Source organism: Streptomyces bobili (genome assembly GCF_002154575.1).
Classification (GTDB): Bacteria; Actinomycetota; Actinomycetes; order Streptomycetales; family Streptomycetaceae; genus Streptomyces; species Streptomyces bobili.
On record NZ_MUBA01000336.1, the window covers coordinates 1 to 771 of the forward strand.

Consider the following 771-nt stretch of genomic DNA (forward strand, 5'->3'; position numbering starts at 1 on the left):
GCCGGGGGTTCCGCGGGGCGGAGGAGTTCCGTGTGCAGGGCGCGCAGTCCTGGCCCCGGGTCGGAGCCGAGGCGGTCCGCGAGCAGGCGTCGTACGGACTCGTAGGCGGCCAGGGCCTCGGCGGTGCGGCCGGCGTCGCGCAGGCGCAGGGCCTGGAGGGGCTCGTCCAGGGGGTGCGCGTCGCACAGTGCGGTCAGTTCGGGCAGAGACCGCTCGGCGTGGCCGAGGGCGAGGGCCGCGGTGTGGCGGGCGCGTACGGCGTCCAGGTGGCGGGCTTCCCGGCGGGCCGCCTCGGCGGTGCGGTCGGGCAGGTCGGCGAGGGCCGGGCCCTGCCACAGGGTGAGGGCGTCGTCGAGGAGGACGGCCGCCTCGGCGGCGTCGCCGTCGGTGAGCGCGCGCAGGCCGTCGGCGGTCAGCCGCTCGAAACGGTGCAGGTCGACGGCGTCGGGCGGGGCGGTGAGCCGGTAGCCGCCGTCGGCCGAGGCGATGGCGTCGGCGCCGACGGCCCGGCGCAGCCTGCCGACCAGCGCCTGGAGCGCGGCGGGTGCGTCGGCGGGCGGGTCACCGGCCCACACCTCTTCCACGAGCAGATCCACGGGCACGGCCCGCCCGGCCCGCAGCGCCAGCACGGTCAGCAACGCACGCAGCCGCGCCCCGCCGACCGCGACGGGGGTCCCGTCGGTCCGGAGTGCCTGGGTGGTGCCGAGGATGCGATAGCGCACAAGGTCCATTCTCTCCGGTGGGTGCGGGAAGGGTCACAGGGGTTCCGGC

General features: G+C 78.0%; 1 protein-coding gene. It reads right to left on the reverse strand.

All coding sequences use genetic code 11. The features are described from left to right. Positions 1 to 731: AfsR/SARP family transcriptional regulator (locus BZL64_RS25500; RefSeq protein WP_143663314.1), on the reverse strand; the 731-nt coding region annotated here is incomplete at its 3' end. Positions 732 to 771: the final 40 nt, after the last annotated feature.